This window comes from Phenylobacterium haematophilum, from assembly GCF_014196295.1.
Taxonomy (GTDB): domain Bacteria; phylum Pseudomonadota; class Alphaproteobacteria; order Caulobacterales; family Caulobacteraceae; genus Phenylobacterium; species Phenylobacterium haematophilum.
The window spans coordinates 636298-653053 of sequence record NZ_JACIDK010000002.1 but is presented as its reverse complement, the minus strand read 5'-3'; the positions used below and the strand labels follow the sequence as shown (position 1 = coordinate 653053).

The 16756-nt window shown below is 68.8% G+C and carries 16 protein-coding genes; 9 read left to right on the top strand and 7 right to left on the bottom strand.

Annotated features, from left to right (window positions below):
* The first annotated feature begins 2 nt into the window (after window positions 1–2).
* From GGQ61_RS09130 to GGQ61_RS09120, 3 genes are all read left to right on the top strand, one after another.
* Complete coding sequence (locus GGQ61_RS09130; protein ID WP_183771720.1) at window positions 3–3089, top strand: efflux RND transporter permease subunit; 3087 nt, start codon at window positions 3–5, stop codon at window positions 3087–3089.
* 50 nt (window positions 3090–3139) lie between these two features.
* On the top strand, window positions 3140–4156 hold the full coding sequence (locus tag GGQ61_RS09125; RefSeq protein WP_183771718.1) for a serine hydrolase domain-containing protein: 1017 nt from the start codon (window positions 3140–3142) through the stop codon (window positions 4154–4156).
* A 108-nt stretch (window positions 4157–4264) separates the two neighbouring features.
* Window positions 4265–4444 (top strand): hypothetical protein, encoded by a 180-nt coding sequence (locus GGQ61_RS09120; protein ID WP_183771716.1) that lies wholly within the window; start codon window positions 4265–4267, stop codon window positions 4442–4444.
* 3 nt (window positions 4445–4447) lie between these two features.
* Here the strand turns inward: GGQ61_RS09120 and GGQ61_RS09115 are convergent, their stop codons facing one another.
* From GGQ61_RS09115 to GGQ61_RS09105, 3 genes are read right to left on the bottom strand one after another with little or no spacing between them, the layout of a single operon-like run.
* Window positions 4448–6190: a glucosidase family protein gene (locus GGQ61_RS09115; protein ID WP_183771714.1), complete on the bottom strand. Its 1743-nt coding sequence runs from the start codon at window positions 6188–6190 to the stop codon at window positions 4448–4450.
* 59 nt (window positions 6191–6249) lie between these two features.
* Window positions 6250–6750, bottom strand: a complete 501-nt coding sequence (gloA, locus tag GGQ61_RS09110; RefSeq protein ID WP_183771712.1) for a lactoylglutathione lyase — start codon at window positions 6748–6750, stop codon at window positions 6250–6252.
* A 1-nt stretch (window position 6751) separates the two neighbouring features.
* Window positions 6752–7741: a helix-turn-helix transcriptional regulator gene (locus GGQ61_RS09105; RefSeq protein WP_183771710.1), complete on the bottom strand. Its 990-nt coding sequence runs from the start codon at window positions 7739–7741 to the stop codon at window positions 6752–6754.
* A gap of 85 nt (window positions 7742–7826) precedes the next feature.
* Here GGQ61_RS09105 and GGQ61_RS09100 point away from each other — a divergent pair, with 85 nt between their 5' ends.
* A complete protein-coding gene (locus GGQ61_RS09100) occupies window positions 7827–8210 on the top strand; it encodes a hypothetical protein (protein WP_183771708.1) in 384 nt (127 codons plus the stop codon).
* Here GGQ61_RS09100 and GGQ61_RS09095 read toward each other — a convergent pair.
* Window positions 8207–9142, bottom strand: a complete 936-nt coding sequence (locus GGQ61_RS09095) for an NAD(P)H-dependent flavin oxidoreductase (protein WP_183771707.1) — start codon at window positions 9140–9142, stop codon at window positions 8207–8209. The two genes, GGQ61_RS09100 and GGQ61_RS09095, sit on opposite strands and share 4 nt — an antisense overlap.
* A 154-nt stretch (window positions 9143–9296) precedes the next feature.
* Between GGQ61_RS09095 and GGQ61_RS09090 the strand changes: the two genes are divergently transcribed.
* Together GGQ61_RS09090 and GGQ61_RS22165 are read left to right on the top strand one after the other, a co-directional pair.
* Window positions 9297–9809: a hypothetical protein gene (locus GGQ61_RS09090; RefSeq protein WP_183771705.1), complete on the top strand. Its 513-nt coding sequence runs from the start codon at window positions 9297–9299 to the stop codon at window positions 9807–9809.
* 181 nt (window positions 9810–9990) lie between these two features.
* Window positions 9991–11049: a methyltransferase domain-containing protein gene (locus GGQ61_RS22165; protein ID WP_221220929.1), complete on the top strand. Its 1059-nt coding sequence runs from the start codon at window positions 9991–9993 to the stop codon at window positions 11047–11049.
* On the opposite strand, the gene GGQ61_RS09080 is transcribed toward GGQ61_RS22165, so the two are convergent.
* Window positions 11046–12371 (bottom strand): SLC13 family permease, encoded by a 1326-nt coding sequence (locus GGQ61_RS09080; protein WP_183772446.1) that lies wholly within the window; start codon window positions 12369–12371, stop codon window positions 11046–11048. The genes GGQ61_RS22165 and GGQ61_RS09080 overlap by 4 nt on opposite strands.
* 138 nt (window positions 12372–12509) lie before the next feature.
* On the opposite strand from GGQ61_RS09080, the gene GGQ61_RS09075 reads away from it, so the two are divergent.
* From GGQ61_RS09075 to GGQ61_RS09065, 3 genes are read left to right on the top strand one after another with little or no spacing between them, the layout of a single operon-like run.
* On the top strand, window positions 12510–13307 hold the full coding sequence (locus tag GGQ61_RS09075) for a hypothetical protein (protein ID WP_246370594.1): 798 nt from the start codon (window positions 12510–12512) through the stop codon (window positions 13305–13307).
* Between the two features lie 38 nt (window positions 13308–13345).
* Window positions 13346–13657, top strand: a complete 312-nt coding sequence (locus GGQ61_RS09070) for a GNAT family N-acetyltransferase (RefSeq protein WP_183771699.1) — start codon at window positions 13346–13348, stop codon at window positions 13655–13657.
* Complete coding sequence (locus tag GGQ61_RS09065; RefSeq protein ID WP_183771698.1) at window positions 13654–13950, top strand: N-acetyltransferase; 297 nt, start codon at window positions 13654–13656, stop codon at window positions 13948–13950. The genes GGQ61_RS09070 and GGQ61_RS09065 overlap by 4 nt, the downstream gene beginning before the upstream one ends.
* 155 nt (window positions 13951–14105) lie before the next feature.
* Here GGQ61_RS09065 and GGQ61_RS09060 read toward each other — a convergent pair whose 3' ends face one another.
* Both GGQ61_RS09060 and GGQ61_RS09055 read right to left on the bottom strand, forming a co-directional pair.
* Entirely contained in the window at window positions 14106–15182 is a 1077-nt protein-coding gene (locus GGQ61_RS09060; protein ID WP_183771696.1) for an acyl-CoA dehydrogenase family protein, read from the bottom strand.
* Window position 15183: 1 nt separating this feature from the next.
* Entirely contained in the window at window positions 15184–16371 is a 1188-nt protein-coding gene (locus tag GGQ61_RS09055) for an acyl-CoA dehydrogenase family protein (RefSeq protein ID WP_183771694.1), read from the bottom strand.
* Window positions 16372–16756: the final 385 nt, after the last annotated feature.

Here is a 16756-nt window from a genome sequence, read left to right as displayed (position 1 = left end):
CGATGAGGTTCGACGTCGCCGCCTTCGCCGTCCGCAACTGGCAGTTCACGCTGGTCGCCTTCGCCCTGCTGGCCATGCTGGGCCTCAACGCCCTGATGACCACGCCGCGGTCCGAGGATCCGCACTTCCCCATTCCGGTGGTGATCGTCCGCGCGGTGCTACCCGGCGCCGAGCCGGCCGAGATGGAGCAGCTGGTCGCCGACCCGATCGAGGACGCTCTCGACGGCCTGGACGACGTCAGCAAGATCGCCTCGACCAGCCTGGACGGCGCGGCCATCGTCAGCGTCGAGTTCGACTGGAGCGTCAACACCGAGCGCAAGTACGACGAGGTCGTGCGCGAGGTGAACGCCCTGCGCCCCAGCCTGCCGCCGGGCCTGGCCCAGCTGGAAGTGCGCCGCGCGCGCACCACCGAGGTCGCCATCGTCCAAGTGGCGCTGGTCAGCGAACACCTGCCGATGCGGCGACTGGAGAAGCTGGCCGACACCCTGCGCGAGCGGCTGGACCGCACCCCCGGCGTGCGCGAGGCACGCTACTGGGGCGCGCCGCCGTCCGAGGTGCGGGTGGCGATCGACCTGCCGAAGCTGGCGGCGATGCAGCTGCCGCCGACGGCGGTCGCCGACGCCCTGCGCGCTGCCGGCGCCGAGACCCCGGTCGGGGCCGCCCACGCCGGCGAGCGGCGCTTCAACGTGAAGGCCGGCGGCGCCTTCCGGGACCTGCAGTCCGTCGCCGACACCCCCGTGCGGGCGGTCGATGGCCAGGTCGTGCGGCTCAAGGACGTCGCCCAGGTGAGCTGGGCCCAGCAGGAAGCCGACCACCTGGCGCGCTTCAACGGCCAGCGCGCGGTGTTCGTCACCGTCGCCCAGAAGGACGGCGCAGACGTCGCCCGCGTCACCAAGGGCGTGGAGCAGACCCTGGACGCCTTCGAGAAAACCCTGCCCGCCGGCGTGAAGCTGGAGCGCGGCTTTGTGCAGGCCGACAATGTCGCCCACAGGCTCTCGCGGCTGTTCCGTGACTTCGGCCTGGCGCTGGCCCTGGTGATGGTGACGCTTCTGCCGCTCGGCCTGCGCGCCGGCGGGGTGGTGATGCTGTCGATCCCGCTGTCGCTGCTGATCGGCCTCTCGGTGCTGCAGGCGCTGGGCTTCACGGTCAACCAGCTGGCCATCGCCGGCTTCGTGCTGTCGCTGGGGCTGCTGGTCGACGACAGCATCGTGGTCACCGAGAACATCGCCCGCCACCTGCGCGAGGGCGCCAGCCGGCTCGATGCGGCGATCAATGGCACGCGCCAGATCACCCTGGCGGTGATCGGCTGCACCGCGACCCTGATGTTCGCCTTCCTGCCGCTGCTGGCCCTGCCCGGCGGCTCGGGCGCCTATATCCGCTCGCTGCCCGTGACGGTGCTAGCGACGGTTGGCGCGTCCCTGGTAGTGGCGCTGACCATCATCCCGTTCCTGGCCAGCCGCATGCTCTCGCGCCACGAGGAGCCGGAGGGCAACGCCATCCTGCGGGCCGTGAACGGCGCGATCCACCGCTTCTACACCCCGGTGCTGCACCGCGCCCTGGCCCGGCCATGGGTCGCCGTCGCGATTATCGGCGCGATCTGCGCCACCACCGTGCCGCTGCTGGGCGCCATCGGCTCCAGCCTGTTCCCGCCGGCCGAGACCCCGCAGTTCCTGGTCCGCGTCGAGACCGCCGACGGATCGTCGATGGCCAAAACCGACCAGGCCCTGCGGCACGTGGAGGCGCGGCTGAAGGCAACGCCGCAGATCGCCTGGACCGCCGCCAACCTGGGCCGCGGCAACCCGCAGATCTTCTACAACCAGCAGCAACGCCAGACCCAGGCCAGCTATGGCGAGGTGTTCGCCAGCCTGAAGGCCTGGGAGCCCGGCAAGAGCCAGGAGGTGCTCGACGCCCTGCGCGCCGACTTCGCCCGCTATCCCGGCGCGCGGATCAGCATCGTCACCTTCGAGAACGGCCCGCCGATCGAGGCCCCGGTCGCCATCCGCATCACCGGCGAGAACCTCGACGTGCTGAAGGCGCTGGCCGCCCGCGCCGAGCAGATCATGAAGACGACGCCCGGAACCCGCGACGTCGAGAACCCGCTGCGGCTCGACCGCACCGACATCGATCTTGGCCTCGACGAAGCCAAGGCCGCGGCGCTGGGCATGCCGGCCGGCGCGGCGCGGCGCACCGCGCGGCTGGCGCTGTCGGGCGAGGATGCGGCGCGCTACCGCGACCCGGACGGCGACGACTATCCGGTGCGCGTGCGCCTGCCGATGGGCGAGCGTAACGAGCTCTCGGCCCTGTCGCAGATCCACGTGCCGACCGCCGACGGACAGTCGGCCCCGCTGGCGGCGGTCGCCCAGCCCACCTTCCGCTCCAGCCCGGCGTTGATCACCCGCTACGACCGCGAGCGCACCGTCACGGTCACCTCGCAGGTCCGCACGGGTGCCCTGACCTCGAAGGTCACCGCCGACGTCGAGGCCCGGCTGGCCAAGGAGCTGCCGATGCCGGCCGGCTACACCCTGTCGCTCGGCGGGCAGGCCGAGGCGCAGTCCGAGAGCTTCGCCGGCCTCGGCGCGGCGATCCTGGTCGCTGTGTTCGGCATCCTCGCCATCCTGGTGCTGGAGTTCGGCAAGTTCCGCACGGCGCTGGTCGTGGCCGGCGTGATCCCCCTCGGCCTGTTCGGCGCGGTGGCGGCGCTGTGGCTGACCGGACATTCGCTGTCCTTCACCGCCACCATCGGGCTGATCGCGCTCATCGGCATCGAGATCAAGAATTCGATCCTGCTGGTCGACTTCACAGAGCAGTTGCGCAAGAGCGGCATGGGTCTGCGCGAGGCGATCGAAAAGGCCGGCGAGGTGCGCTTCTTGCCGGTGCTGCTGACCTCGGTGACGGCGATCGGCGGCCTGCTGCCTTTGGCGCTCGAGGGCTCGGGCCTCTACTCGCCGCTGGCCATCGCCATCATCGGCGGGCTGATTACCTCGACCTTCCTCAGCCGAGTCGCGACGCCGGTCACTTACCTGTTGCTGTCACGCGGCGACGAGAAGGCTGCCGAGTCGCCGCATGAGGTCGAGGCGCAGGCGGCCTGAGGCCCCGCATGACGGATGACAAGGCGCCCCGTTGCGGCCAGTCTTGCGTCATGACCCTCGCGCCCCTGCCCGCCCAACCCGCCGATGTTCCCTGGCCGACCGAGGCCTGGCCTGAAGGTGCGCTGCCTGGAAGCTTGCAACGCGAGAGGTTTGACGCGCTGCTGGCGCAGGCCTTCGAGGGCGGCAGCGTCGGGGAGACCCACGCCCTGGCCATCGTCCAGGGCGGCAAGCTGATCTTCGAGCGCTATGGCGAAGGCCACGGTCCCGACGCCACCTATCCCTCCTGGTCCAAGGCGAAGAGCATCACCCAGTCGCTGGTCGGGATGCTGGTGCTGGACGGCAAATTAGACATCCACGCCCCGGCCAAGGCGCCCGAGTGGAGCGCCGAGGGCGACCCGCGCGGAGCCATCACCCTCGATCAGCTGCTGCGCATGTCGAGCGGGCTGAAGTTCGTCGAAGATTATGTTCCGGGCAGCGTCTCGGATGTAATCGAGATGTTGTTCCAGTCCGGCAAGGGCGACGTTGCCCACTATGCCGCCAGTCTGCCGCTGGAGCATGAACCGGGCGCCTTCTGGTCCTACGCCAGCGGCACAAGCAACATCATCGCCCGCGCCGCCGGCGATGCGGCCGGAAACCTTAAGGCTTTCATGCAGGAGCGCCTGTTCGGCCCGCTCGGCATGAAGACCGCGAGCCCGAAATTCGACGCCGCCGGCACCTTCATCGGCTCTTCGTTCTGCTACGCCAGCGCCCGCGACTTCGCGCGGTTCGGCCTGCTCTATCTGCGCGACGGCGTCTGGGAAGGCCGCCGGCTGCTTCCCGAAGGTTGGGTCGACTACGCACGCACCCCGACCTACCAGCAGCCAGGCGCCAGCGAGCTCGGCTATGGCGCGCACTGGTGGCTGGGCATCGCCGGCGAAGGCTCGTTTTCGGCGAACGGCTATGACGGCCAGTTCACGGTGCTAGTCCCCGAGCTCGACCTGATCCTGGTGCGCCACGGGGCGACGCCGCTGGACAAGAAGGAGGCGCTGGCCGCGTGGATCGGCCAGGCGGTGGACTGCTTCCGTTGATGTGGCTGCTGCCGGCTTTGGCGGCGGCGATGGGCGGAGCGACCTTCTGGCTCGCCCGAAAGCAACTGAACGACGACGGCCTGCCGGTGACCCGCGACCTGTTCGCGGATGCCGACCGTAGCGGTGAACATCGTGGCGCAGGGACGGCGCAAGCGGCGGCTGCTGGACATCCGCGCCTCGCAGGCCAAGGTCATCGCCGACGTGCGGCCCTATGCCGACCGCTTACCGCACTGGCTGTACTATCGGCTGTTCGACCGCGAGTACTTCGCGCTGGCGATCGACCGCTGAGGCTCAGGCGTCCGGATCGCCCGCCAGCACCACATCGCGGTACTTGAGCGCCGCCGCCGCCGGCATTCCCGACCAGCCCTGCAGCAGAGAGCCGCGTCCCCAGGGCGGCGCGAAGTACTCGACCGCGCCCATCCAGCCCTGCTCCAGGCAGGTCTCCCACCAGCGCAGCATCGGATAGCGCCAGCCGGGCAGGCCGCGGCGCAGGCGCTCCTCGGCGTACATCCCCGACAGCCAGGGCCAATCCGAGCCGTTGTGATAGCGATAGGCGAAGGCCGATTTCGAGCGGGTGTCGGCCTTGTGCTTGTAGGGCGGAAAGCAGCACATCACGCCCCAGTCTCCATAGGTCTGGGTCGCGTTGTGACGACTCTCCAGGCGCGTGCGCACCGCTTCCAGCACCTGCAAAGCCCGGTCGGGCGGGACCGCGTCGTGCCGGAGCAGGGTCAGGCTGTCGAGCGCCAGATGATCTTCGAGGGTCGGCTCGACGTCCTCCAGGCCGGGCGGGGCGTGGTAGTCGGCGTACCAGCCGGCCTTGCCCCACAGCGCCGCGTCGAGCGCCTCGCGGGTTTGCTTGGCCAGCACCCGCGCTTCGCCTGAGAGAGTCGGATCGATCTTCCGCCCAAGCCGCGCGATCACGTCCAGCGTCCCCACCCAAAGGCCGAGGTCATAGGCGACGAACCCGCCGCGGTAGACGTTGTCGGCCCAATCGCGGTCGTGGCGCGGCTTAACCGGCAGCCCCTGCTCTGTGAAGCCGCGGTAGCGCTCGAAGATCGCCTTGATCAGTGGCCAGTGACGTTCGGCGGGCCCGTCGTCGTCGCAAGTTCGCTCGTAGTCGCCGATCGCCAGCACAAAGAACAGAGGCGAGTCGAAGTGATCGCTCCACCAGTCGTTAGAGCGGGTGTGAATCCAATCTAGCCCGAACACCGTGGTGCGCAGCTCTTCCCAGGCCTTGGCCTGCTCGGGCCCGGAGACGATGACCCCGCTGGGCGCCTCGCCGTCCGGCTGTACGCCGGAGGCCAGCATCTCGATCTGCTCGTGGACCATGGCCGGGGCCGCTTCCAGCAAGAGCTGCAGGGTCCAGTAGCCGTCGCGGTAATAGGTGCGGGCCGGGGCCGAATAGTGCAGGCCAGCGGCCAGGCCGTCGAAGCGACCGCGCTCGTCGCGCCGGATGCTGGAGAGCGCCGCATGCGTCCCCTGCATGACCATGCTGCGCAGCATGGGGTCGGCCTCGCGCAACTGATCGCAGTGATCGGCGTAAGCCCGCGACTCGGCGACGATGGTGTCGACCGAGAAATGCAGCGCGCGCTCGGCCTCGGCGATGTCGGTCCCGGCGGCGATCACCAGATCCTGCCCCCTCTGCTCGATCAGCACGTTGGCCCAGGGCAGATCGACGCGGCGGCGGGTCTTCTCGCGCCGCACGCCGGCTTTCGGATGGTGAATGCGGTCCCAGGAAGCGCAGCGCCGTGCCGGGGTGAAGCCGCGATAGGCCACGCCGCGGATCACCATCACCGGTGCTTCCTGAGCCACGAAGATCCCGCCGCCAGGCGTGGTCAGGATGTTCGGTCCGTACACATAGGGGCCCGCGAGCGGCTCGAACCGGATGCGGCCTAGGTCGCCCTCGCCCCACAGCGCCAGATCGCCGAAGCCCGCCGCCGACAGCTCGCCCTGCAGCCGCGGCGCCATAACCGGCAACAGCACTGGCGTCGCGCTCTCGACCAGGCCGTCGGCGCGAGGGGTCAGGATCGGCATAGGCGGCTCCCGCAGCTGGCCATGGTGCAGGCCCTTGGGAAGAACGCGGAAGGGCGCAGTTAGCTCGCGCGGATCGCGGTGATCAGGCCCTTCAGGTTCGCGCCGGAGAAGATCTCGATCCAGTAGCCGTCCGGGTCCTTGATGAAGGCGATGCCCTTCATGGCGCCGTCGTTCGGACGTTTGACGAACTCGACGCCCAGTTCCTCGAAGCGGGCGCAGGCGGCGTCTACGTCGGGCACCGATACGCCGATGTGGCCGAAGCCGCGCGGCTCGCTGTTGCCGTTGTGATAGCCGAAGTCGGCGTCGTCCTCTGTGCCCCAGTTGTGGGTGAACTCAAGCAGCGCCGGCTGCTCGAACACCCATTTCACACGCTCGGCCGGATCGCTGGGGACCTCGCCGCCCGGATAACCCATGAAGTACAGCGAAAACTTGCCCGCCTCGAAGTCATAACGGTCGACCAGGGTCATCCCCAGGACGTCGCGATAGAACGGCACGGTCTTGGCCGGGTCCTTCACCCGCAGCATGGTCTGGTTCAGCACGAAGCCGTCGGTGGCGCTCATCTCAGGTGTCCTTCATGCCGTGGGCCCGGGCCGCGGCGGCCAGCTCTTCACGCATGACGCTCCTTAGCCGCTGCGGGGCGATGATTTCCACCTTGTCGCCCCAGGTAAACAGGTGCCAGGCCAGTTCGCGCATGCCCCCGGCGGTGAAGCGCACGATCACCGAGCCGCCGTCCTGGGGCTCGATCGACTGGGTCGGGTGAAAGCGCCAGCCCATCGCCTCCTCGGCGCCGTGCGGCAGAATGCGCAGCACCACCTCCTCGACCTCGTCCTGATAGATGCCGAAGCTGCGGTTCATGAACGCCTGCAGCGAGAATCCCGCAGGGCGAGAACCGGCGACGTCGGAGACCTCGATGTCGCGGATGCGGTCGAGGCGCCAGGTGCGCGGCTCCGGCGAATCCCCCTCGCCGCCGACCAGATAGTTCGAGCGGCCGAACAGCAGGCCGAAGGGAGTGATCTCGCGCACCCTGCCGGGCGAGGAGCCGCCCTCGTAACGCAGCCGCAGGCGGCGCAGCGAAATGATCGCCTCGCGCACCGCGCCCAGCACCTGCTCGTCCTCGAACGGGCGCGGGCCGGCGTGGACGGCCATGGTCTCGGCTTCTAGCAACGCCTCGAGGTCGGGGGCTAGCTTGCGGCGTGCGCCGGCGCGGATCGCCGAAAGCACCTTCTGCTCCAGCGACAGCAGCGCGCCGGCTCGGGCCCGGGCGCCCGCGGCCTTGAACTGCTCGGCGGCGGCGCGCAGAGCGGCGAACTCGTCGGCGCTGGGCGCCTGAAAGATGCCGTCCAGGCCAGCCGGGATGCGGAAGCGGCGGGTCGGCGGGTCCTCGACCTCCTCCATCTGTGGAAACGCCTCGCGGACGGCGTCGCGCATCCGCTCGGCCGTGCGGCGGCCGACATCCAGGCGCTCGGCCATTTCGTCGAGGGTCAGGCCCTCGGCGGACGAGGCCAGCATCCGGGCCAATTCGAGGAGGCGGGCGGCCTTCTCATGACGCATGAGAACTTTTCCAGAACAACGATGCGTCCGATTCTGACGCATCGGCACTTTAACAAGAACCTGCCGAGAGGAAAGGAGCTTCCCGATGTCCGCCGCCGCCCGAGTGACCCCGTTCCGCCGTTCCTATGCCGACCCGATGTTCCTGTTCGCCGCCCGCCGACCGATGGCGCCGGCGAGCGCGCAGATGATCGACGAGGTCATCACCCACGCCGACGTCGCGGTGCGGATGTCCGGCCAGCGCCTGAAGCTGCGTCTGTCGGCCGGCATGATCGAGCAGCTGCAGGCCCAGGGCAAGCTGGGCGAAGACGCCTGGCGGCTGGCCGACCTGACGGTGATCTGGGATGAGGCCGAGGGCCAGGTCCACACGGTCCGCGACGACGCCCGCCTGCGCGACGCCGCCGACAGCTGGGCCGACTGGGACGCCCTGTTCGACGAGGAGAGCTTTCGCCCGGTGAGCGCTGCGGCCTAGCCCCAGCGCTGGCCCATCGTCTTCACCGTCGCCTCGAACTCGGCGACCGTCTCAGCGATAACCTGGGCCACCGGCTTCACCGCATCGATGCGACCGGCGACCTGACCCGTCAGCGGGATCGACTTTTCGAGATCGCCGCCGAAGTACATCTCCTTGGCGTGGGCGAACTCGGCCATCACGCCCTCGCCGCCTTCGCGCTCGTAGGCTCCGGTTTTCTCGGTGCGCAGCGCCCGAAGCGCCGGGCCAGGTCCGAAGCGGTTGAGAAACACCGTGTCGGTCTCCTTGGCGCCGACGATGGCGTCCTTCCAGTTCTGGTGGACCGGGCTCTCGGCGGACGACACCATGCGCGTGCCCATCTGGACGCCCTCCGCGCCGAGCGCGAAGGCCGCGGCCATCGAGCGGCCGTCGGTGATCCCGCCGGCGGCGATCACCGGCACGTTCACCTTCGAGCAGACCAGCGGCAGCAGCACCATGGTCGAGACGTCCCGCGCGTTCTTGAACCCGCCGCCTTCGCCCCCCTCGACCACCAGCCCGTCGACGCCGGCCTCGATGGCCTTCAGCGCCGCGCCCAGCGACGGCACCACGTGGAAGACGGTCAGGCCGGCCTCCTTCAGCGCCGAACAGTACTTGTTGGGATCGCCGGCCGAGGTGGTGACGAACTTCACGCCCTGGTCGACCACGAAGGAGACGATGTCCGGGTCGCGGACGAAGGCCTGGGCGATGTTCACGCCGAACGGTTTGTCGGTCAGGTCGCGCATCTTGCGGACTTCGTCGCGGACGGCGTCGAGCTCGCCGGACGAGGTCTCGATGATCCCTAGACCGCCGGCGTTGGATACCGCCGAGGCGAGTTGGCTACGGGCGATCCAGCCCATCGGCGCCTGCACGATGGGGTACTCGATCCCGAGCATCTCGGTGATCTTGGTCTTGATCATGGAGCGCCTCCCAAACGCGTGTTTGAACCATTGGGCGACCAGCGCCCGGCGGCGTCAAGCGCCGGCCGAGGGTGAAATCAGCCCGAATGCAAAATGATTGTTGCGAGTCATTCTCAGTAGCAATACGGTCGAGAGAGTCCAAGGAGCCTACCCCATGCCCCAGCACGCTCACCGGCCGGACGACCACGCCCGCCTCTGCGACCTGTCCCACGGCGAGCACATGTTGCTATGGGCGTTTCGCGCTGCGGCCTTCGGCGCCGGCGACTGCCGCCTGGTGCGCCGTCAGTTCGAGGAAAGCTGCGGCCCGCTGGGGATCGAGGCGCTGACCGCCCTGACGGTGTTTGTCCGCGAGCTCGGCCTGTCGGGCCGACGCAAGATCACCCTGGCCGCGCCGGGCTCCTATCGCCTGACCCGCGACGAGCAGTCGGTGCTGGCCCTGTTCGCGGCCGCTCAGGCTGAGGACTACGCCCGGCTCGACGCGCATCTGGCCTGGCTGCTGGCCGACGATCCGCGCGCGCCGTTCCCCGCCGCCGCCTGCCTGGTCGCACAGGCGCTGGCGATGAGCGGCTATGTGCTGCGGCTGCCGACCATCGAGGCCGCCCGTCCACCCGAAGCCCCGGACCGTGAAATCGACAACGTGCTGGCCTTCCGCCGGCGCGCGTCCTGATGGCCTGCATTGACCACCTGGCATGCCTTCGGCATGGCCTCGTCTCCTTCCGTTCGCCAGCCGAGGGAAGGCCGCAATCAGAAGGCGACGGGCGCACGGCCTGATGTCTTCAAACGCAGCGCCCAGAGTGCCAGAACATCGACATCCGAAATGCACGCCCCGCAAACCGAAGGAGGGCCAGGTGCAAGTCGATCAATCCAAACTCGAAGCGTTCCAAGGCAAGATGCTCGGCGACATGGGCGCGGCCATCTCGGCGGCGCTGGTGATCCTCGGCGACCAGCTCGGGCTCTACAAGGCGATGGCCAAGAGCGGGCCGACCACCTCGCTGAAGCTCGCCTCGCAGACCGGCACCACCGAGCGCTACGTCCGCGAATGGCTGGCCGCCCAGGCGGCCTCCGGCTACGTCGAATACGACCCGGTGAAGTCCGAGTTCTTCCTCACCCCCGAGCAGGCCATGGTGTTCGCCGACGAGGGCGGGCCGGCGTTCATGGCGGGCGGCTTCGAAGTCCTCGCGGCGATGTTCCGGGACGAGCCGAAGGTCGAAGCGGTGTTCAAGAACGGCAAGGGCCTGGGCTGGCATGAACACGACGTCTGCCTGTTCCGCGGCACCGAGCGGTTCTTCAGGCCCGGCTATAACGCCCACCTGACCACCGAGTGGATCCCGTCGATGGACGGCATGGAGGGCAAGCTGAAGGCCGGGGCGCGGGTCGCGGACGTCGGCTGCGGGCACGGCGCCTCGACCGTGTTGATGGCCAAGACCTATCCCAACTCGAAGTTCTATGGCTTCGACTATCACGAGCCGTCGATCGAGCGGGCGCGTGAGGCGGCCAAGGAGGCCGGCGTTTCGGACCGCCTGACGTTCGAGGTCGCCAGCGCCAAGGATTTCAACGGCGGCGCCTACGACATTATCGCCATCTTCGACGCCCTGCACGATATGGGCGACCCGGTCGGCGCGGCCAAGCACATCCGCGAGAGCCTGGCCCCCGATGGCAGCTGGCTGTTGGTTGAGCCGTTCGCCAACGACGATTTGGCCGACAACCTCAATCCGTTTGGTCGGATCTTCTATTCGGCCTCGACCATGATCTGCACGCCGGCCTCGCTCAGCCAGGAAGTCGGAATGGGGCTAGGGGCCCAAGCCGGTGAGAAGCGGCTGCGGCAGGTGGCCGAGGACGCCGGCTTCACCCACTTCAAGCGCGCCACCCAGACGCCGTTCAACCTGGTGTTCGACGTGCGCCCCTAGAACGGGAAGAACACCGGGATCGCGATCATCGCGGCGATCCAAGTGACCAGGTTGAGCGGCACGCCGAGACGGACAAAGTCCATGTAGCTGTAGCCGCCCATCTGGAAGACCAGAACGTTGGTCTGGTAGCCGAACGGCGTGGCGAATGCGGCGCTGGCCGCCATCATCACCGCGACCAGGAACGGGCGCGGATCGACGCCCAGGCTTTCGGCCAGGGCCACGGCGATCGGCGTCACCAGCACCGCGACGGCGGCGTTGGACAGGAACTCGGTGGCGACCAGGGTCACGCCGTAGAGGATGATCAGCGCCGCCAGCGGGCCAAACGGGCGGATAAATCCGATGAGGAACTCGCTGCCGGCGGCGGCCAGGCCCGTGACCTCGATCGACATGCCGACCACGACCATGCCGGCGATCAGGAGCAACACGTCAGGCCGCAAGCCGGCATAGGCCTCCTCAGCGCTGATCACCCTCAGCAGAATTAGCGACACCGCACCGGCGAAGGCCGCCGCCGAGATCGGCGCCGCGCCGAAAGCCGCGGCCGCCACCACGGCCACGAACACCGCCAGCGAAGTCAGCGCCTTGCCAAATTGCAGCGGGCGGTCGGCCGCGCTAAACAACGCCACGTCGCCGAGCACCGCATCGCCCGCCCCACCCTCGTGGCCCCGCGCCTCGCCCAGCGGGATCGGGGCGGAGGTGCTGGGAATGATATCGCCCTTGGGCAGCAGGCGTACGCCGAACAGATAAAGGTAGACCGCTCCGGCTCCGGCTACGCAGAGACCCACCGGGGTGATCTCGAACAGGCCGAAGGTAGGCTGGCCGGCGTTGCGGGCCATGTCATTGACCAGCAGGTTGGTCGATGTCCCGATCAGGGTCAGCAGCCCGCCCATCACGGTCACGTAGCTGAGCGGCATCAGGAAGCGTTTCGGTGAGAGCCCGATTGAGGCCGCCACGTCGCGGATCACCGGCGCGGCCAGCACGACGATCGGCGTGTTGTTGAGGAAGCCGCCCACCGCGCCGCAGAGGCCGATGACCAGCCACAGCCCCTTCTCGCCCAGGCGCGCGCACATCTTGGTCGCCTGGCGGATCATCAGGCCGAGCAGGCCGGAGAGCTCGATGGCGTAGGCGATGACGAACAGCGAGGCGAGCGCAATGACCGCCGGACTGGCGAAGGCGCCCTGCACCTCGACGGGACGGATCACGCCCAAGAGCAACAGCGCCGCGGCGGCCGACAGCGCCGCCACGTCCGACCGGATCCGTCCGTGGATCAGCACGGCGACGACGCCGACAAGCACCACGAGGGCGGCGATCTGATCGAAGTTCATCGGTGAGGGCGCGCCTTCCGTGACGTTCACGCCAAGGTTCTTGGAACGTACGGGCGGTCACATGCTAGCCTTGCTCCCATGCCTCCCGCAGATGTGAACTCAGCGCGCCGGAGACCGGCTCGCCTCGGCGCCGTCGTAATGCCCGCTCTCCTGCTCCTGGCCTGCGGTCCGAAAGAGACCGCGCCGCCGCCTCCCCCGCCGAAGATCGAGCCGCCGCCGCCGGAAATCCCGAAGATCATTGCGCCGCCCCCAACGCTCAGCCGCGCCGACCTGCTGGCGGCTGCGACGACAGCCGCCTCGGCCTATGCCTCGGGCGTCGCCGCGGAAGGGACAGACCCGCTGGCCGGGCGCAGCTTCACGATCCGCACCCCGTTCGGCTGCAATCCGGACGCCAAGCCGGCTCCCGGACTGGCAGGACGCACCCTCCGGGCCAAGGGCCGGGCGGCGGAGCTAAGCCTGACTCCCGCCGACTGGAGCGGCTCGCCGCTGGTCGCCGCTGCGGTCGAGGCCAAGGTCTGGGACGCTGTCGAGGGCTACTGGATCGACAGGCCCTGGCTCCAGTCGGACCACTGCCCTCCGGCCGCGGCGCGGGCCGCGGATGTTGACGACGCAGAGGCTGCGCCGGCGCCGAGCCCGCAGACTCTTGGACTGGCGGCGGTGTTCGAGCCCGAGGGCTCGCGTTTCGGGCGGCGTAACGGGCGCGCGTACAGCTTCACCGTACGCAGCGAAGGCGAAGCGCCGCCGCCGATCCCGGCCAGGGGTTACCGGCTGGTGCTTGAGGGCCGCTTCGCCGCCTTTCCCGACGGGCGAACCATTCATTGCCGCGCCGAGACGCCGGACCGGCGGCCGCTCTGCATCGCCGCCGCCCAACTCGATCGGGTGGCGTTCGAAGACGCCGACACCGGCAGCGTGATCAGCGAGTGGCGCAAGGACTGAGAGCGCCCTAAATTTCAGTCCAACCTAGGAGACCGACGATGACCGAAGCGACCGACCTCCCAGAAGTGGTCCGCACCGATAAACGCTTCGAAATCAGTGTCGGCGAGAACGTCGCCTTCGCCGAGTACAAGGTGCGCGGCGACAGCGTGATCTTCCCCCACACCGTGGTGCCCGAGGCGTTCGCCGGACGGGGCGTCGGCAAGCGTCTGGTCGAGGCCGGGCTGCAGTTCGCGCGCGACGAGAAGCTGTGGGTGCGGCCGCACTGTCCGTTCTTCAACGCCTACATGAAGAAGCGCCCCGAGTTGCACGCCATGGTCCACCCGGACGAGCGCCCGGGCATGACCGCGTGAGCGAGGTCGTTCGCACGCCAAGCCGGTTCGAGATCGCGCTGCCCGGCGGCGAGGCCGCCTTCGCCGACTACAGCATCGCCGGCGGCAGCATCGTCTTTCCGCATACGGTGACGCCCAAGGCTTTCGAGGGACAGGGCCTAGCCTCGAAGCTTGCCCAGGCGGCGCTGGCCTACGCCCGCGACCAGGGCCTGAAGGTGCGGCCGCATTGCGGCTTCTTCCGCGCCTACATCGCCAAGCGGCCGGAACTGCACGACCTTGTCCATCCTGACGAGCGGGCGACGCTGAGCGCCTAGGGCTGCGGTTCCATCTGCTCGGCCGCGGCGGCGAGGTCGTCAGGCCGAAGCGGCCGATGCCAGTCGTCCGGCGTCGTCGGGATCGTCGTCTGGATGAGGATGCGCGACATGACGCCGACGCTACGCGCTCGAGTCAGGCACGCAAGCGCTGCGGCTCAGGCCGCCAGCCCCTGCATCCGCGCGGCAATTCCGCGCACTCGCTCGGGACCGCCCAGCAGCTGGCGGTTCAAGCCGATGCGCTTGAACCAATAGTGCAGGCCGAGCAAGTCGGTGATGCCCATGCCGCCGTGCACCTCGGTGGCGGTGCGGGCGATGAAACGGCCGATCTCGGAAGTGTGGGCCTTGGCGTGGGCGGCGGTCACCCCGGCCTCGGCCGGCGCGTCGTCGCAGGCGTAGGCGGCGTACCATACCAGCGAGCGGCTGGGCTCCAGCTCAGCCGCCATCTCGGCGCACAGGTGCTTCACCGCCTGAAACGAGCCGATCACCCGGCCGAACTGGCGGCGCTCCTTGGCGTAGGCGACGGCCTTCTCGATCATCACCTCGGCCGCGCCGAGAGTGTCGGAAGCCAGCAGCGTCCAGGCCGCGTCGCGCACGGCGTCCAGGGTGTGGACGGCCAGCGGCTCGGCGGCGACGCCGTCGAAGGCCAGTTCGCCCAGCCGCCGGGTCAGGTCGATGCTGGTCACGTCCGAGCGGGTCAGGCCGGCTGCATCGCCGGCCACCAGATGCAGACCGCCGGTGGTGTCGGCGACCAGGAACAGATCGGCGGCCAGGGCGTCGGTGACGAACAACGCGCCGCCGCTCAGCCGCCCGCCCGCCGCGGTCACGCCCATGCCGTCGCGCGCGCCGGCCACCGCCTCGGATATGGCCAGGCCGACGACGACCTCGCCCGAGGCGATCTTCGGCAGCCAGCGGGCCTGCTGCTCGGCGCTACCGCCGCGCACCAGCGCCACCGAGGCGGCGACCGAGCCCAGGAACGGTGTTGGGGCGACAGCCCGGCCCAGCGCCTCGGCCGCGAGGGCCGCGTCGAGCAGGCCAAGTCCCAGTCCGCCATGCTCCTCGGGCACGACGACGCCCGGCAGGCCGAAGTCGGCCAGGGCTGCCCAGATGTCGCGGGCGATCGCCTCCCGGTCGGCGGCGAACTTGCGCACGCGTTCCAGCGGCGCGGCCGCCTCCAGCGTGCGGGCGAGGCTTTCCTGCATCAGCCTCTGGTCGGCGGTGATCGAGAAATCCATGTCAGGCGCTCGCGAGCTTGGGTTCGCGCGGCATGCCGAGGCCGCGTTCGGCGATGATGTTCTTCTGGATCTGAGCGGTGCCGCCGCCGATGATCAGTCCGAGATCGAACATGTAGTTCCACTGCCACGAGCCCTTGGCCCGTAGGTGCGGACCGTCCTCGTAGAGCACGCCCAGTTCGCCCAGCGCGTCGATCGCCAGGGCGGCGATCTGGTGGTTCAGTTCACAGCCCTGCAACTTGACCACCAGCCCGGCCATGCCGCTGGATTCGCCGTTCACCGAGGCGGTCACGTTGCGCAGGCCGTTGAACTTCATGGTCAGAACGCGGGCCTGCAGTTGCATGGCCCGGTCGCAGAAGACCGGGTCGTCGATCAACCGCCGGCCGTCGACGGTCTCAGACTTCATCAGTTCGATGAGGGCGTGGAGCCGCGCTTCGGTGGCGTTGGGGTCCCCCAGCATGCCACGCTCGTGCTTGAGCGTGGCGTTGGCGACGAACCAGCCGCGGCCGCGGCCGCCGACCACCGCGCTCTTGGGCACCCGCACGTCGGTGAAGAAGACTTCGTTGAACTCGGCCGAACCGGTCATGGTCTTCAGCGGGCGCACCTCGATCCCCGGCGAGGTCATCGGGAACAGCAAATACGAAATGCCGTCGTGCTTGGGGGCGTCCGGCTCGGTCCGCACCAGGCAGAAGATCATGTCGGCTTGCGCCGCGGTGCTCGTCCAGATCTTCGAACCCGAGATCACGAAGTCGTCGCCGTCCTCGACCGCCTTGGTCTGCAGCGACGCCAGATCCGACCCGGCCCCCGGCTCGGAATATCCCTGGCACCATACCACCTCGCCACGCAGAGTCGGGCCGATCCAGCGTTGCTTCTGCTCCTCCGACCCGACCTCGAGGAGGGTTGGAACCAGCATCGAGATACCCTGATTGGCGAAGCCGCGCGGCGCGCCGACGCGGGTGAATTCCTCAGCGATGATCCGCGACTTCAACACGTCTGGCGCGGCGCCATAACCGCCATAGGCCTTGGGGATCGTCCGCGCCGCATAGCCATGCTCGATCAGCAGCCGCTGCCACTCCAGCGCAGCCTCACGCGGACGCGGGGCGTCGCCGGCGTAGCGATCGCGGTGTTTCGTCAGGAATCTGCGAACCTCGTCGCGGAAACCTTCCATTTCGGGCGTGAGTCTGAGGTCCATCGGCGTCCTCCCAGGGCGTCGTCGCCTCTAGGCGAGCACCCTCGCCCGCGCCCTGCAAGTATGACCCAACGGAACCCGAACGCCTTGCGGCGCACCGGAGCAAATCTCGAATTGAACTTTCGTATAATATGACTCAGCCGTCACTATATTACCCAGAACTGTAGAATTTGCATCTACACACGCTGAGGTTTGAAGCCGCCTGCCGATCGAAAACGCCACTGCGGCGGCTTGTCGCACCAAGGCGCGCAAACCCCCGCAAACACTGGATAAAGCCGCCTTCGCCCGCGGTTGCAGTAACCATTTATTCAGCCGGAACGACCTAGCGGTAGGACACGCGCTGAGGGGTGGCGGAGTGCACGCCTGCCGACATCGCTGAAGTATTCGT

What these genes read in the sequence shown, in the direction of transcription:
- GGQ61_RS09130 (WP_183771720.1), top strand. Translation starts at nt 3, where the DNA reads ATGAGGTTCGACGTCGCCGCCTTCGCCGTCCGCAACTGGCAGTTCACG.
- GGQ61_RS09095 (WP_183771707.1), bottom strand. Translation starts at nt 9,142, where the DNA reads ATGATCAAGACCAAGATCACCGAGATGCTCGGGATCGAGTACCCCATC.
- GGQ61_RS09070 (WP_183771699.1), top strand. Translation starts at nt 13,346, where the DNA reads ATGACCGAAGCGACCGACCTCCCAGAAGTGGTCCGCACCGATAAACGC.
- GGQ61_RS09115 (WP_183771714.1), bottom strand. Translation starts at nt 6,190, where the DNA reads ATGCCGATCCTGACCCCTCGCGCCGACGGCCTGGTCGAGAGCGCGACG.
- GGQ61_RS09120 (WP_183771716.1), top strand. Translation starts at nt 4,265, where the DNA reads ATGCCGACCGTAGCGGTGAACATCGTGGCGCAGGGACGGCGCAAGCGG.
- GGQ61_RS09105 (WP_183771710.1), bottom strand. Translation starts at nt 7,741, where the DNA reads ATGCGTCATGAGAAGGCCGCCCGCCTCCTCGAATTGGCCCGGATGCTG.
- GGQ61_RS09060 (WP_183771696.1), bottom strand. Translation starts at nt 15,182, where the DNA reads ATGGATTTCTCGATCACCGCCGACCAGAGGCTGATGCAGGAAAGCCTC.
- GGQ61_RS09125 (WP_183771718.1), top strand. Translation starts at nt 3,140, where the DNA reads ATGACCCTCGCGCCCCTGCCCGCCCAACCCGCCGATGTTCCCTGGCCG.
- GGQ61_RS09100 (WP_183771708.1), top strand. Translation starts at nt 7,827, where the DNA reads ATGTCCGCCGCCGCCCGAGTGACCCCGTTCCGCCGTTCCTATGCCGAC.
- GGQ61_RS09075 (WP_246370594.1), top strand. Translation starts at nt 12,510, where the DNA reads ATGCCCGCTCTCCTGCTCCTGGCCTGCGGTCCGAAAGAGACCGCGCCG.
- GGQ61_RS09080 (WP_183772446.1), bottom strand. Translation starts at nt 12,371, where the DNA reads ATGAACTTCGATCAGATCGCCGCCCTCGTGGTGCTTGTCGGCGTCGTC.
- GGQ61_RS09090 (WP_183771705.1), top strand. Translation starts at nt 9,297, where the DNA reads ATGCCCCAGCACGCTCACCGGCCGGACGACCACGCCCGCCTCTGCGAC.
- GGQ61_RS09055 (WP_183771694.1), bottom strand. Translation starts at nt 16,371, where the DNA reads ATGGACCTCAGACTCACGCCCGAAATGGAAGGTTTCCGCGACGAGGTT.
- gloA (WP_183771712.1), bottom strand. Translation starts at nt 6,750, where the DNA reads ATGAGCGCCACCGACGGCTTCGTGCTGAACCAGACCATGCTGCGGGTG.